Source organism: Exiguobacterium sp. s145, assembly GCF_018618835.1.
Taxonomy (GTDB): Bacteria; Bacillota; Bacilli; order Exiguobacteriales; family Exiguobacteriaceae; genus Exiguobacterium_A; species Exiguobacterium_A artemiae.
The window spans coordinates 255,286-268,755 of record NZ_JACSMV010000002.1; the positions used below are offsets into that span (position 1 = coordinate 255,286).

Below are 13,470 nucleotides of genomic sequence, written 5' to 3' on the forward strand. Positions count from 1 at the left end.
TCTGATTCATCGTATGCACATCCTATCTGTAGTTTTCACTCAACCGATTTGTTGATCTTTTTCCGTTGTGGTCTTAGCCTCTGCTCTCTCCTTTTTCAGGTTCAGACGATCGATGAAGACAAGGAACGGGAACCACACAGCCATGATAATCGCAAAGTTGACGAGTTGTAATAATCCGCCGGCCAAGGAATTCGTCGCCATCATCCCGCTGATGAACATCGGGACGGTCCACGGGACGGCGACACCGGTCGGAGGCGGAACGAGACCTGTTGACATGGCGAAGTACGTCACGGTGACGGTAATCATCGGAGCGAAAATCCACGGGATCATGATCAGTGGGTTCATGACGATTGGTAGTCCGAAAATCATCGGTTCATTAACGTTAAAGATACCCGGTCCGATTGACAACTTCCCGATTTGTTTTAATTGTTTGGAACGCATGAACAACAGAATAGCGACGACGACAGCCAGGGTCGAACCTGATCCGCCGATCCCGACAGTGTAGATTTCGATAAACTGTTTGCTGATGATGTTCGGGATTTCTCCATTTGACGTGTAGGCGTTCAGATTTTCGAGAGACAGCGTATTCCAGATCGGGTCCATCACCGAGTTGACGATGACCTGACCGTGGAGACCGAAGAACCAGAAGAGCTGGACAAAGAAGATGGCAATCAAGGTCGGAATCAGGCCGTTTCCAAGATTGACCAGCGGCTTTTGGACGACGTCGAAGATGAGATCATGTAAGTTCGTGTTCAAAAGAGAAGTGACCGCAATGTTGATCATGAGGAAGGTAGTGAGGGTCAACAAGGCCGGAATGAGGGCCGAGAACGATTTGGCGACAGCAGTTGGAACACCTGCCGGCATCTTGATCGTCCAGTTCTTCTGCACGACGAAGCGATAGATTTCTCCAGCCAAGAACCCGGTGATCATGGCAAGGAACATGCCTTTCGCACCTAAACGGTCGAGCGGGATGACATTTCCGACCGGACCTGTGACATTTTCAACTGAAACAAAAAATGGAGTAAGTAATAAGAACGAGACTAAAGCGATGACACCGCCAAATACGGCTTCAACTTCGTAACTTTTAGAAAGATAATAGCCAATTCCAAACACCACAAACAATGACATGATTCCCATCGTCGCGGACGGTGCATTCCCGAGCGACGTCTTGAAAGCATCGAGTACGCCGGGAGACATGAACTTATCAAGAAACGGTAGATTCGCGACGACGACGATCAACGAACCGAACATCGTAATCGGAAAAGCAAGCATGAACGCATCACGTAACGTTTGCAGGTAGCGACTGTTATTCAAAAATGCCGCCATCGGCATCAAGAAACGACTCAACAGGTCGAACCACTTACTATTCTCAGTCATCTCAAACACTCCTTATTATTTTTTAGAAAACTTATGTTCCATGAGCTCGATGAGCCCCGAGGTCAAATCAAGCATCGTCTGCGTCGACATCAAATGGTCCTCCGCATGCAGTAGTAAGAGGGACAATGTTGCCGGTTCCCCGTTCGCTTCCTTTTGCACTTGTCCGAAGTGAACCTGGTGCGCCTCCTGCAGTTGCGTACGTGCACTGGAAAGCAACTGTTCAAACTCTTCAAAGGTACCGTCTTTGTACACTTCGATTGCCTCACGGATCGTACTTCTTGCATTCCCGCTGTGCAGAATCATCATGAAGGCTACTTGTTCAATCGTCTGTTCATTCGTCGGCATATCATTCACCCCATCAATTTTACGGCTTGTTCATATGCCGCTTTTCCGTCAGCCATTCCATACGCCATCATATCGATCACTTCGACCGGCTTATCTGTCGCCTTTTGAAATTTCGATAATAGAAAACGCATCTGAGGTCCAATCAGGATGACATCGGCACCATCCATCTCTTTCATTGCCTGATCTTGTCCTACTGCCCAAATCTTGGCTTCTTCTCCGATTCCCTTCGCATGTTCCTGCATTTTCGATACGAGGATACTCGTCGACATTCCCGAGCTGCACGCCAACATAATTTTTTTCATTTAAAATTCCTCCTTTTTTGAAATCGCTTACAAGTTTGATTATACGGATTTATTCTTTCATGTCTATATTTGATAATTATTTTGTTTATTTTTATTTTTTAAAAGTGTAGAGTTGTTATTGAAAATAGATTGAAGGAGGAATCAGACATGCAGGAACCGATTTTTTTCGAACCCGTCGTGAAAGAGCGAATTTGGGGTGGTCAGAAGCTCCGACAGTATGGTTTTCCCGTTTCAGACGAACGACGTATAGGTGAAGTCTGGACGATTGCCAGTCATCCGAACGGCATGACGACCGTTCAATCCGGAACACTGACAGGTCTTACTCTAGAAGAATTATGGTCAAATCACCCTGAAATTTTTGGAATGGAGACGGACTCCGACTTCCCGCTTTTACTGAAGTGGATTGATGCCTCAACTAATTTATCGGTCCAGGTCCACCCGACCGACGCGGATGCGAGACGCTATGAAGACCAGCCGTTCGGCAAGAATGAATGTTGGTACATCATCGATTGTCCTGAGAACGCTACTCTCATCTACGGTCATTCCCTGTCTTCGTCATCCGAACTTGATACGGCAGTCGATCAAGGGACCTTAATCCAATCGCTGAAGCACATCCCCGTCTCAAAAGGTGATTTCTTCTATGTACCGGCCGGAACGGTCCATGCTTTGACGAAAGGCTGCGTCGTCCTCGAAATCCAGCAAAGTTCAGATACGACATACCGGCTGTATGATTATGATCGTCTCGATCCTGTGACAGGAGTGAAACGTCCGCTTCATCTCGAGCAAGCCCGACGCGTCATCCGTTTCCCGCATTTTCACTACGCGGAACCTCCTGTTTTCTTGTCTCCCTTCCGCAAAAGACTGACGCAGACACCTGACTTCTTTGTTGAAGAATGGACCATCCGCCAGACACATACCTTGGAGTCATCTACTTTGTTCCAGATCATTACGGTCATCGAAGGAACAATCGAATTAAATGGTGTCAAATTATCAGTCGGTACAACGGTCCTCTTACCCGCTAACAGCGAGCATACCGTCTCCGGGACAGGACTTCTGATCGTCACCGGTCCTGCACTAAAAATAACGCGCCCGCTCCGGATCGGTATCGATTTAGGCGGCACTCAAACACGCGTCGCCGTCGTTGATCAGGATACGATCATTAAACAGCTGTCGTTTCCGACACGTCCGGCAGCCGGTCCGGCACAAACTATTTTTCACATCAAACAAGCCATTCAACTGTTCTCGGACGAATTCCAGCTGTCGACAATCGGTATCGCCGCACCCGGTCCGCTCGATGCCAAGACAGGACACCTCCTGTCTCCTCCGAACTTGCCGGGTTGGGATGACGTTGATCTCGTCACCCCTCTATCCTCGACGTTCGACATCCCGGTGGCGCTGGAGAATGATGCGAATGCCGCAGCCCTCGGCGAAGCACTCTTCGGAGCGGGGCAATCCTGCTCTTCCGTCTATTACGTGACCGTCAGCACAGGCATCGGAGGCGGATATGTGTATGAGAAAAAACTCATTCGCGGGGCACACGGTTATGCTGGAGAAATCGGCAATACGATCATCGATGCATCCGGTCCGGTTCATCCGGTGCTTAATGTCGGGTCGCTTGAAGGACTGGCCAGCGGCACGGCTCTTCAATCACGCGCTTTAGAAAAGCGAGCAACGTCCATCGAACGATTATTGGAGGACCCGCAAGAGCGTACTCGTTTCATCAACCACCTGGCGACAGGACTAGCGAATATCATTCACACAATTGATCCGGATGTCATCGTCATCGGTGGTGGTGTTACCGGATCAGCTGATTTGTATTGGGAAGAGTTGCTCAAAGCAGTCAGCGGATTAGTTTATCCGTCGCTCCGATCAAGTATCGATATCCGTCTCGCGACACTGAAAGGACATGCAGGAGTCATTGGAGCAGCATCTTTAGGGTGATTCGCTCCCCCGCAGATGTTCTCGAGCTCTCAGAGGTATCGACTCGAGGATTTGATTCGTTACACAACCTAAATATTGTCATTTCCCGTTTGATAGGTATAATGAATGATGAAACTATATTGGAGTTGATTTTGTGTCTAAAACATTGTTTTATGTTTCCCTGCTCAATAGCATCTACATCGTAACCAACCTGTTTACTTATTCCGATAACGTCTTCAACGCACCGCTTGGTGTAACGACTCTCATTGCAATAGTGTTGTTGGTTCTAAACAACCGACTAAAGAAAACTTCAACCTCTACTTTCATCAAAACCACAGATGTCCTTAGTTTTATTAACATCCTGATTGGACTTTCGCTGATTGTTTTTATCTAGTCATATCAAAAAGAGGATCCGGCACATGAGTTGATGTGCCGGATCCTCTTTTTTAAATTATGTAGAGTGATCTTATTTTTTTGAATCAGTTTTATTCATCGATGATTTCCCTGTCTTGAAACGGATGCTCCGTAAAGTTTGCAACAAAATCAAAACCGGCAGCATCGTGGTCAATCATCAGATAGTAGATATCCTTCGAAGGAATTGAAAAATCAAACGCAAACAACAGCCAGTCATCCGGGTCATTGATAATGGATATATCTTTTTCCGTTGTGATTAAAACATTTTGCCCGTTATACGCATCAAAATAAGCTAGCGGGAGAAGCTGTTCGACTTCTTCGAGCGAACAGATCTTAAGAAGATGATGATACCGTCCTCTTGATAACTTGGTCGTTTTTCCTACTTTTGAAAGGCTGATTTCTGAACCGCCACCAAAAGCATGTATATAGAGCGGATACCGGTCCAGTCCCAAAATGAAGTCCTTCAGCAGAAAAAACGCCCCATCTTGATAGTTGTCGGCTCCAGGAGATACAGACTCATAGTCTGCATCATCAAAAAAAGCATAGAATTGTGTGTCTCCTTGAAATGTCGTTTTCCATTTAAACGTATCGTCTAATCCTCCCAGTACGCGGTACAAAATCATCGACTCGACTCCCTCGTTGTCCGTCCCCATTAACTACTGTTCCTTATTCATTTCATGACTCCTGGATACAGACGCATTTTGACGAATTCATAACTTCCGCCGTTCGTTTCTTGCTGAAACCGTTCAATCGGCTCAAAACCGCTTTTCGTATACAGCCGGATCGCCCGTTCATTAAAGGTCGCGACGGCTAATTCGATGTGGTGTGGTTGATATTTTTGAATCGCAAAGGCGATACCGTTTTCCAAGAAAGCTGCACCGTTCCCCCACCCCGTCAAATCCGGCCGCATCCCTAACGCCAATTCAAGGCTGTCCTGTCCGGGTTCACACACAAAAAATCCGATCAGTTGCGTACCGTCCATCACAGCATAGCAATGTTCCGTCCGTTGATTGGGATCGAGAAATTCTGCCAAGTCGTCCGGATCGTTCGGCATATTATAAAAGGCAAAGTCACCTTCGTATGTCCAGTCGTAGGCAATCTGTTCCGCCTGACGTTGTGTCAACGGTAAATAAGCATAGGTCATCGTACATTCTCCTTTTTACGCCGTTCATTAAACAATCATGTTCTGTTTTTTCTGGTTTCCAGGCAGACCGGTGTCAGATTCAATCCAATTGACACAATCGTCAAAACCCAAAAGGCGCGCTCCATTCCGGGTACTACGTCTGCGAGCGCCGCCCAGTCTTCTGCTTCGACCCAGCTCTTCAGTTGACTGTATTCTGCGCACAGCGTGAGTGCCGTGAGCGATAAACCGGCAGCCATTGCCAGCTTATAATCCTTACCGATGAAGTACAAAAACAGATTCACCGCCGTTGCGAGAATCGCGAGTATACCAAACAGTAACCACATTCTTTTCCCTCCTGTCTTCCGTTAATCTATTTTTCGGCAACTGATGAAGGGTTCCCTGTTTAAAAGAACTATTCAGCTCCAAACACTTTATTTTTTACAATTTTTACTATTAAATTGGTAAACTAAAAGAAAATGTAGAAATACATCATGACGTTTCGTTTTAAGAGAGGAGAACGCATGAGAAAAAAATTGGGTTGGATATCCGTCGGACTGTTCATCTTCAGTATTGCTCAAATGTATCTATTACCGGTAAACGGATTTTGGGGAAGCATATTTTTAGTAGGCGGTTTATTAGCCTCACTAGTAACTGCTCTGTTCAGCACAAGAGGCGTCGGAAAAGTAATTGCCCTCATTCTGTTATCAGGTGTTGTGGTTTTTTTCGTTTACGGTGTATTTGTCATGATCGGATTCGGATGATAAACTAAAAAACCGCTCGGTCTGAGCGGTTTTTTAAGGAACAAGGACTTACTTGAAATCCTCGATTCGCAGGCGTTCCAATTCTTTTTCCTGATTTCTTTTGAACACCTCTCGCCCCTCCATCCACTCTGCCATCAGACAAAACAAGCCGATTCCCATAACCAGCAATTGAGCTTTTACGCTCACGGTATCCACAGTTAAGTACCGCCACACCATAGCCGCTACGAAAATCACCGGTATCACGGCACCGAGATACACCTTCTTTTGACTGGATAACGCATAGTGAATTAAAAGCATGACTGTGAAAAATATTGCCTTCAGAAAAAAGTCCATTTAGTTGTCCTCCTGTTTTTTAATATTTTTTATCGTCAGCTGATATGAATAACTTACCATATCAATTTGAAATTTAATTGAATATTCCTTATAATTACAAAAATGTAAGTTAAGAACTCATCGCAAATATACCTAAGGAGGAGTACAAAATGGATGAGGAAAGCGAACGTGGTTCAAGACATGAACGATATAATCGCAAGACAAGACGTCTTCGTTGGATTATCGGAAGCATTGGCATATTAATTGTCGGCGGCATCTTTATTGGAGATATGTACACTAATCCTTTACCATCTAAAAAAGAAAATACGGGCGTTCAATCAGAAGCAAAACAAACAAAGCCAAATAAAACGGAAACTATAGACCCACGAGACCTTGCGTCTTTTGGCCACGGAACCAACATTGTACAACCTAACAATGATTTTTCCCCTGAAGATGTACAAAATGCTTTAGATACTGGAAAGCCTGTTATTGAGAGTGCTATTTCCTCTACGAGTAAATTAATCGAAAACATCGTCAAAGAACAGAAAGAAATGAAAGAGTCAAAACAACTGGACATCAAAGAGTTTCAACAAACGATCACGCAAGATGTCCGTGATCGTGTCGATTCGCAAGTAGAGATACTAAACGAAGCCTCTCAAGTTGCTCACACCATGGCTTCCGGTGCGTACATGGCAAAGTATAAAGACATGCCTTTTACGAATACCGAAAACGTGAGTGAAGAGAAACTAGAACCTCTATCGCAAAATCTTCTAGATATGGCATACAGTTTAGAAACTTATACCGTCGCTAGAAGTTTTGAAACATGGCATGAAGCTGCTAATTATTTACCGAATCGACAGGAAAAATCGTTACTCGCCATTCCGTTAAACGAAGCCATCTTTAATTCTTCCTCTATTGTCAGTAATCCGATTATTGCAGAACCAGTTACAGAAGAAGGAAATATTAGCGATGAATCTGAGAAGCACGAGCAAACTGACGCTGAACGATATCCAGAAGCAATCACTAGCGTCTTTAAAATTTCAGAAGCCATGAACGCTATTTATGTAACGGCCGATGAATTACAAAAACGCTTTACTCCTTATGAAAAGGAAGACGGATTTGGTCATTTTGAATATATCTCAGTAAACGATTTAAATGATTTATACAAATTTGATTCAACCATATCAAATGAAATTACGTCGAGTATACATTTTAAAGCACCGAGCTATACTGTCGATGGATTTACACAAGCAATGGACTCGCATCGTATCATCATCAAAGAACTTGATCAATTAGCAGTATTCCTCGATAGTTATTCAGAAGAATTCCAACAGGATCCAGGAGGTACACTGAAGCAAGCAAAAGGTCACCTTGAACGAATCAAAATTGCTGCTCAAACAGAATTACCAGGGTTTGAACAATTCCTTGAATCGGCGGGTCCTGAAGCAAACTAAACACAAGTTAAGCACGTTTTGCTTTAAAGGAGGAAAATATCTTATTTGCCATACTGAACCGCTTGTCTCCAAACGAGTTCTTCGTCCGTACAAATAAGATATGACTTTTCAACTCGTAATATGTGGTGACTTTATATCGTTTAGTAGCTATTTGATATAAATTTTTCAAAACAGCAGAACATGATTAGTACAATTAATTGTCGAAAAATGTCGGACGGTTGTTGTTAAACCTCACCTTTTTCTTAAAAGGAAAGATTTTTTTACATCTTAAAATTGGTAAAATAAAGAAAAATATATAATAAGGGAGGGATTATTGTGAAACGATTAATCATCGGGACATCATTAACCGTTGCTCTTTTACTAGCTGGTTGTGCGGAAGAAAGTACAGATACTAAAAAATCAGAACCTACTACTACAGCTAAAACAGAGAAAAAAGAAAAGCCAAAAACTAAAGAGAAGGAAGTGGATACAAAAGAAGAACCAAAAGTAGAAAAGTCTGAGGTCGGTGAAAAGACAGCTTACTTCACGAATAAAAGCCTCGGCATCAAAGAAAAGTTGGGTCCGATCAATCTATCAATTGATAAAATCCAAACTTCACGTTTAAAGGTAAGCGATGCCTTCAAACCAACATTCGGCGATCAAGACGAAGTTACGACTATCGTAATCAATATGACACTTGAAAATACGAGTGATGACACGATTAGTGTTTATCCTGAACAAGCCACTCTTACAACGAATACTGGAGAGCAAATCGAAGCCGATTTATTTCTATCTGATCAAATCGGTGGTGAATTCATCGGAAAAGTCAAAAAATCCGGGAATGTCCTTTTCCTAGCAAAATCTCAACCTAAAGACATCACCAGCATCAAATACATCTTAGACGGCCCTCATGATCAGGAACTAAATTCACTTGCTGACCGGTATACGGTCGAAATTTCAACAAAGAATTAAATTTTTAATATCAATATTCATTAAGAAATGGAGGAATACACTATGATTAACAACTTCACGAAACTAAATGCTCGATTCGCTTTAATCGAATACCCTGTTACATTATCTTCCATGGATGAGATTAAAATGGAGTTCCCTAAAAGTGAACGCGCTTTTTATGAAATTACTTTAAAGGAATTAAATAAGCAGTTTAAGCCTACGGATCTTTTGTATAGTTTTGAAGGCGTGCAGCCTACTATGACAAAATATGGCTTCATGATTTTGATGAGCGATGAAATCGTATTGTCACTTCATTCAGCAGGTCTTTTTCCAAAAGCAAATCTCGAGCGTATTCCAATGAAGAAGGTCACAGAAGTTGATTTTGATATCTCTCCAACACCATTCGGAAATCCTGCTAATTTTGGTCTTGGTATAATCCATATCACATACAGCAAAACGTTCGGAACTAAAACATTCACTATTCGTAATATCGCTGAACATAATTTGGACAATCTTGTAGCACGTATACGGGAACTGGTTGAACAGTCAAAAAAAGCTTAACTGCGAATATAACAGTTTGCAAATGGGATGGAGAAACAAGAAAGATTCGATCTGTTTAGGTATATAGTACTTATCTTTAGCATTTCAATCTACGATGACATCACATCGAGACGTCAAAGTCACCTACCTTCCGAAAATCACTATTCGTGGCTTACGATATGCGGATGCGACATTGACGATAAACACGTACTCTCACGTATTGCACACTTTACAGTCGGATACGGCCATGCAATTTGAACAGCTTTTAAAACGCAAAAAACCGCTCAACAGAGCGGTTCGTAAGAAAAATCCTGATTTTCACACTAAGTGTGCAATGAATGTGCAATGGGATTTTCTGAAGGGCTAGAAATGGCTTAAGCCTGCGGTTTTTTCCGTCGCAAACCATAATACTGGTAGAACTGAACTTCAATATTCCCGTTATACAGCTTACGGCGTTTCGTCGCCGGGCGGCCGAATGCTTTTTCGAACTCGACGTACGACGTGATCATATAGACACTGTAGTACGGGAATTCACGGAACGCATTGCCGATCTTCCGGTACAGCTGGTGGACTTCACGTGCGTCTTCGAGACGTTCCCCGTACGGCGGGTTCCCGATGATGACACCGAAGTCTTCCTTCGGCTTGAAGTCAGCTGCATCGCGTTGCATGACGTTGATTGCGTCCCGGACGTCTGCTAGCTCGGCATTTTGTTTTGCGAGCTTGACCATCTCCGGATCCGTATCGTTGGCATAGATTTTGAGCGGCTTGTCCCACTCGGCTTTGTCGTTCGCTTCCTTGATTGCATCGAACCAGGCTTTTTTCGGAATACAGGTCCATTCTTGCGACGCAAATTCACGGTTGATCCCCGGCGCGATATTCCGGCCGATCATTGCGGCTTCGATCGCCAATGTCCCTGAACCCGTAAAGACGTCGTAGAGCGGCATATCCGGCTTCCAGTTCGTCAGCATCAGCATTGCGGCTGCCATCGTCTCTTTCAATGGTGCCGCCGAATGGAACTCACGGTAGCCGCGTTTGTGAAGCGCATCGCCTGACGTATCAATCGTCAGCGTTGCGATGTCTTTTAAGAGCGCGACTTCGATCGGGAAGCTGGCACCGGTTTTTGGTAACCACTCGTCGCCCATGTTGTAGGCTTCCTGCATGTGCGAGACGATCGCTTTTTCGGTGATCTTCTGACAGTCACGGATGGAGAACAACTTCGATTTGACCGAACGGCCATTGACGACGTAGTTCGCTTCCCACGGCAACAGTTCGCTCCACGGGAGGTCTTTGACCTGATCAAATAATTTTTCGAATGATGTCGCTTTGAATTCGGCGACGACGAGTTTGACGCGGTCTGCCGTCCGTAACCAGAGGTTGAGACGCGGAATGTCCTCGAGTTCACAATCGATGTAGACTTTTCCGTCCTCGACCGTACACTCGTATCCTAAATCGCGGACTTCCTTGGCGACGAGGGATTCGATTCCCATTGCCGCTGTCGCGATGACTAAACGTTTTGCCATGATTGTTCACGCTCCTACCTGTTTCTAGAATTTCCAAAATCATTTCAATAAAAAAAGAGCCCAGTTGGACCTGGACTCTCGTTCAAAGTAAAAATAACAGCCTATGTGGTCCTGTAAGCCATGTTCTGTTCCCTAGTGTTGCAAACGGTTTGACCCTCACACGCGGGCGACAATCATCTATCTCCGTATTTACATACGCTCTCCTTCGCGTTCAGTTCCGCTCCGGAAATTCCCCTACCAAATTTGGGTTTCTCGCTCGTGGGGTTTACCTCGTTCCACCCTTACTGTTTCCAGTAAGGCTCCGTCACTGTGGCACTTTCAAGAAGTTTCGGCCATATCCGAAGACTTAGGCGTTCCTTCTGCCGTCAGCACGACGCTGCCTACACTTATCTTTTCGTGTAGCACGATCACTACAACCATCGCAGGTTGTGCGAGCATGGACTTTCCTCAAAGCACCGAAGTGCCCCGCAATTGTCCGAACCAACATAGTCACTGCTTAACAGTGTAGCGCACGTAAGCGTTTCTAGCAAGAGGTATTTCGCGTTTAGTGGGCGGAAAAGTTGCAATTCTCCCTGAATTTACGGTATAGTACAATGGTTCAGAAAGGGGCATATACCATGAAAAAACGACGCTCTGGTACGAACCAGCGTACCGTACGGAAGTTGACGTTCTTGATCGAGATTGATGAAATCAAGGCTCTTCACCTCCGGAACGGCATTTTTGCCTTTTACCGCAAGGGTGAACTCATCCATGCGTTCGAGCCATTTAATGTAAAACAACCTGATACATTTTCGAAACGGAGTTACCATTTTGACCAGCATGACATCTTATTGATGAATGAACGGTTCCCGCAACAGATTCCGCTTTACGATGAGGCGATGACGTTACGGTCGTGGGCGAATCAAGTCGAATACGGTCTGTATCAGCTGATCGATTCAGGACGCTTGTCGTTCATCCATGAAGACGATACCGGGTACAAAATGGAAGCAACGATTCAATGGACCAGCGAAGCGCTAGACGTTCCGACGCCCATCTATAAAAAAGGAAAAGACCCAAAGTAAATACTTTGAGTCCTTAACGAGCTGTCTCTCCTGAGGTGAGACGGCTTTTTTTGTTGTTATTTGACGGTGATGACCCGCTCCGTCACGCGTGTATGACGTCCGTAATATGATTTAAAGACGAGTTTATATTTCCCCTTCTCCTTCAAAGTGTAAGTGTATTTATGCGCTCCATCACGGAGGTATCCGTTGGAGAATGTTTTAACGATATTTCCATCTTTATACAGACGAATCAGTGTTTTTGCGTAAGAATACTCATTAAAGTAAAACGCAAATGGTTGATTTGGTTTTAAGATGGATGGCACAGATACTTTTGAGACCGGTGCCGGAATCGTTGCAAGCATGCCCGCACTTAGACGACCTGACCCGTAACGTAACGACGTATCACCTGCTCTTTTCACAGCTGCCGCATATAACTTAGTTCGAAGTGCTCCGCTCGAAATGAACGGATTCTTCGATTTTGCAAGCGCAATAACGCCGCTGACGATCGGTGTCGCCATCGAGGTTCCGTCGAGATAGCCGTATTTGTTGCCGACCATCGTCGAATACACCCCTTCACCGGGTGCCATGATGTTCAGCCCTCTGCCGTAGTTCGAGAACGTCGAAGCGCGCCCGAGTGTCCCGACTGAACCGACGGCAATGACCGAGTTCATTGAGGCCGGGAATAGCAGTTTATTGCGGCCGTCGTTTCCGGCTGCACTGACGACGATGATGTTTTTCGCTTCCGCTTTTTTAATCGCGGCTTCCATGTACGGATCATATTCATATTGACCGAGCGACAGATTGATTACGTCGGCCCCTTGGGAAATGGCATACAGAACGCCGTCTCCGATATCGATCGAACTGGCGAAGTCGCCGTCAAAGACGTCGGCCCCGATCAGTTTGACACCGGATGCGACTCCGACGATGCCTTTTCCGTCTTCCGCTGCCGCCACAATTCCCGCGACATGCGTCCCGTGATCGTCCGGTTTCCGGATGCCGGAAATCGTCGTCGTCTTATAGATGACGTTTTTGAATTCGGAGTGATTGACATCAATCGCATCATCGATGATCGCCACACGAACATCGGATTTACCGCGACTGTACTTCCAGTAAGTAGGAATACGCGATTGATCGAGATATGTCTGTTGCAATTGTGCGGAATCCGTCGCCTTTTCAACGACACTGACCGGAATCAGGTCGGCATCGACATCTTCTTTGTCGACATGCGGCAACGGTTCGACGAGTGAGAATCCGTCCTGTTTCAACTCCCGGACTTCCTGCAGACCCTGTTCCGCAAGCCACGTTTGTTTTTGTTGCTCGTTAAATGTTGGATCATACTGCACATATTGAGAATTAGCGAACGCAGAAGTAGGTAACCCTACGACGACAGCAAATGTGAGTAGTGCAAGTTTCTTTTTCATTGTGGACCCTG

Annotated in this window: 15 protein-coding genes and 1 other RNA gene; 6 read left to right on the forward strand and 10 right to left on the reverse strand. The window is 45.0% G+C overall.

Annotation, left to right across the window (positions count from 1 at the left end; translation table 11 throughout):
• Positions 1–39: 39 nt before the first annotated feature.
• Genes celB through KNQ07_RS04405 form a run of 3 tightly spaced genes read right to left on the reverse strand, consistent with a single transcriptional unit; the run spans position 40 to position 2,024 of the window.
• A complete protein-coding gene (gene celB, locus KNQ07_RS04395) occupies positions 40–1,377 on the reverse strand; it encodes a PTS cellobiose transporter subunit IIC (RefSeq protein ID WP_214764984.1) in 1,338 nt (445 codons plus the stop codon).
• 15 nt (positions 1,378–1,392) lie between these two features.
• The gene (locus KNQ07_RS04400) at positions 1,393–1,722 is read right to left on the reverse strand and encodes a PTS sugar transporter subunit IIA (RefSeq protein WP_214764985.1); all 330 of its coding nucleotides are present in this window, start codon (positions 1,720–1,722) and stop codon (positions 1,393–1,395) included.
• Positions 1,723–1,727: 5 nt separating this feature from the next.
• Positions 1,728–2,024: a PTS sugar transporter subunit IIB gene (locus KNQ07_RS04405; protein WP_026828592.1), complete on the reverse strand. Its 297-nt coding sequence runs from the start codon at positions 2,022–2,024 to the stop codon at positions 1,728–1,730.
• Positions 2,025–2,171: 147 nt separating this feature from the next.
• On the opposite strand from KNQ07_RS04405, the gene KNQ07_RS04410 reads away from it, so the two are divergent.
• On the forward strand, positions 2,172–3,965 hold the full coding sequence (locus KNQ07_RS04410; protein ID WP_214764986.1) for a type I phosphomannose isomerase catalytic subunit: 1,794 nt from the start codon (positions 2,172–2,174) through the stop codon (positions 3,963–3,965).
• Positions 3,966–4,429: 464 nt separating this feature from the next.
• Here KNQ07_RS04410 and KNQ07_RS04415 read toward each other — a convergent pair whose 3' ends face one another.
• Genes KNQ07_RS04415 through KNQ07_RS04425 form a run of 3 tightly spaced genes read right to left on the reverse strand, consistent with a single transcriptional unit; the run spans position 4,430 to position 5,825 of the window.
• On the reverse strand, positions 4,430–4,981 hold the full coding sequence (locus KNQ07_RS04415; protein ID WP_214764987.1) for a hypothetical protein: 552 nt from the start codon (positions 4,979–4,981) through the stop codon (positions 4,430–4,432).
• Between the two features lie 47 nt (positions 4,982–5,028).
• Positions 5,029–5,502 (reverse strand): GNAT family N-acetyltransferase, encoded by a 474-nt coding sequence (locus KNQ07_RS04420; RefSeq protein ID WP_214764988.1) that lies wholly within the window; start codon positions 5,500–5,502, stop codon positions 5,029–5,031.
• A gap of 35 nt (positions 5,503–5,537) precedes the next feature.
• Positions 5,538–5,825, reverse strand: coding sequence for a hypothetical protein (locus KNQ07_RS04425; protein ID WP_214764989.1), 288 nt, complete (start codon positions 5,823–5,825; stop codon positions 5,538–5,540).
• Between the two features lie 177 nt (positions 5,826–6,002).
• On the opposite strand from KNQ07_RS04425, the gene KNQ07_RS04430 reads away from it, so the two are divergent.
• On the forward strand, positions 6,003–6,242 hold the full coding sequence (locus KNQ07_RS04430) for a hypothetical protein (protein WP_214764990.1): 240 nt from the start codon (positions 6,003–6,005) through the stop codon (positions 6,240–6,242).
• 48 nt (positions 6,243–6,290) lie between these two features.
• Here KNQ07_RS04430 and KNQ07_RS04435 read toward each other — a convergent pair whose 3' ends face one another.
• The gene (locus KNQ07_RS04435) at positions 6,291–6,575 is read right to left on the reverse strand and encodes a hypothetical protein (RefSeq protein ID WP_214764991.1); all 285 of its coding nucleotides are present in this window, start codon (positions 6,573–6,575) and stop codon (positions 6,291–6,293) included.
• A 149-nt stretch (positions 6,576–6,724) separates the two neighbouring features.
• Here KNQ07_RS04435 and KNQ07_RS04440 point away from each other — a divergent pair, with 149 nt between their 5' ends.
• The 3 genes from KNQ07_RS04440 (at position 6,725) to KNQ07_RS04450 (ending at position 9,499) form a co-directional block, all read left to right on the forward strand.
• Positions 6,725–8,008 carry a hypothetical protein gene (locus tag KNQ07_RS04440; RefSeq protein ID WP_214764992.1) on the forward strand — a complete coding sequence of 428 codons (1,284 nt, stop codon included), beginning with the start codon at positions 6,725–6,727 and terminating at the stop codon, positions 8,006–8,008.
• A gap of 315 nt (positions 8,009–8,323) precedes the next feature.
• Positions 8,324–8,959 (forward strand): DUF4352 domain-containing protein, encoded by a 636-nt coding sequence (locus KNQ07_RS04445; RefSeq protein ID WP_214764993.1) that lies wholly within the window; start codon positions 8,324–8,326, stop codon positions 8,957–8,959.
• Positions 8,960–9,001: 42 nt separating this feature from the next.
• Positions 9,002–9,499 carry a hypothetical protein gene (locus tag KNQ07_RS04450; RefSeq protein ID WP_214764994.1) on the forward strand — a complete coding sequence of 166 codons (498 nt, stop codon included), beginning with the start codon at positions 9,002–9,004 and terminating at the stop codon, positions 9,497–9,499.
• A gap of 353 nt (positions 9,500–9,852) precedes the next feature.
• Here the strand turns inward: KNQ07_RS04450 and KNQ07_RS04455 are convergent, their stop codons facing one another.
• Both KNQ07_RS04455 and rnpB read right to left on the reverse strand, forming a co-directional pair.
• The gene (locus tag KNQ07_RS04455; RefSeq protein WP_214764995.1) at positions 9,853–10,998 is read right to left on the reverse strand and encodes a THUMP domain-containing class I SAM-dependent RNA methyltransferase; all 1,146 of its coding nucleotides are present in this window, start codon (positions 10,996–10,998) and stop codon (positions 9,853–9,855) included.
• Positions 10,999–11,107: 109 nt separating this feature from the next.
• An RNA gene (gene rnpB, locus KNQ07_RS04460) (RNase P RNA component class B) lies at positions 11,108–11,481 on the reverse strand.
• A gap of 134 nt (positions 11,482–11,615) precedes the next feature.
• Between rnpB and KNQ07_RS04465 the strand changes: the two genes are divergently transcribed.
• A complete protein-coding gene (locus tag KNQ07_RS04465) occupies positions 11,616–12,059 on the forward strand; it encodes a hypothetical protein (RefSeq protein ID WP_251139459.1) in 444 nt (147 codons plus the stop codon).
• A 56-nt stretch (positions 12,060–12,115) separates the two neighbouring features.
• Here the strand turns inward: KNQ07_RS04465 and KNQ07_RS04470 are convergent, their stop codons facing one another.
• Positions 12,116–13,459, reverse strand: coding sequence for a S8 family peptidase (locus KNQ07_RS04470; protein WP_214764996.1), 1,344 nt, complete (start codon positions 13,457–13,459; stop codon positions 12,116–12,118).
• Positions 13,460–13,470 lie beyond the last annotated feature (11 nt).

Coding starts and splice junctions, on each gene's coding strand:
- celB (WP_214764984.1), bottom strand. CDS start 1,377: ATGACTGAGAATAGTAAGTGGTTCGACCTGTTGAGTCGTTTCTTGATG.
- KNQ07_RS04400 (WP_214764985.1), bottom strand. CDS start 1,722: ATGCCGACGAATGAACAGACGATTGAACAAGTAGCCTTCATGATGATT.
- KNQ07_RS04405 (WP_026828592.1), bottom strand. CDS start 2,024: ATGAAAAAAATTATGTTGGCGTGCAGCTCGGGAATGTCGACGAGTATC.
- KNQ07_RS04410 (WP_214764986.1), top strand. CDS start 2,172: ATGCAGGAACCGATTTTTTTCGAACCCGTCGTGAAAGAGCGAATTTGG.
- KNQ07_RS04415 (WP_214764987.1), bottom strand. CDS start 4,981: ATGATTTTGTACCGCGTACTGGGAGGATTAGACGATACGTTTAAATGG.
- KNQ07_RS04420 (WP_214764988.1), bottom strand. CDS start 5,502: ATGACCTATGCTTATTTACCGTTGACACAACGTCAGGCGGAACAGATT.
- KNQ07_RS04425 (WP_214764989.1), bottom strand. CDS start 5,825: ATGTGGTTACTGTTTGGTATACTCGCGATTCTCGCAACGGCGGTGAAT.
- KNQ07_RS04430 (WP_214764990.1), top strand. CDS start 6,003: ATGAGAAAAAAATTGGGTTGGATATCCGTCGGACTGTTCATCTTCAGT.
- KNQ07_RS04435 (WP_214764991.1), bottom strand. CDS start 6,575: ATGGACTTTTTTCTGAAGGCAATATTTTTCACAGTCATGCTTTTAATT.
- KNQ07_RS04440 (WP_214764992.1), top strand. CDS start 6,725: ATGGATGAGGAAAGCGAACGTGGTTCAAGACATGAACGATATAATCGC.
- KNQ07_RS04450 (WP_214764994.1), top strand. CDS start 9,002: ATGATTAACAACTTCACGAAACTAAATGCTCGATTCGCTTTAATCGAA.
- KNQ07_RS04455 (WP_214764995.1), bottom strand. CDS start 10,998: ATGGCAAAACGTTTAGTCATCGCGACAGCGGCAATGGGAATCGAATCC.
- KNQ07_RS04465 (WP_251139459.1), top strand. CDS start 11,616: ATGAAAAAACGACGCTCTGGTACGAACCAGCGTACCGTACGGAAGTTG.
- KNQ07_RS04470 (WP_214764996.1), bottom strand. CDS start 13,459: ATGAAAAAGAAACTTGCACTACTCACATTTGCTGTCGTCGTAGGGTTA.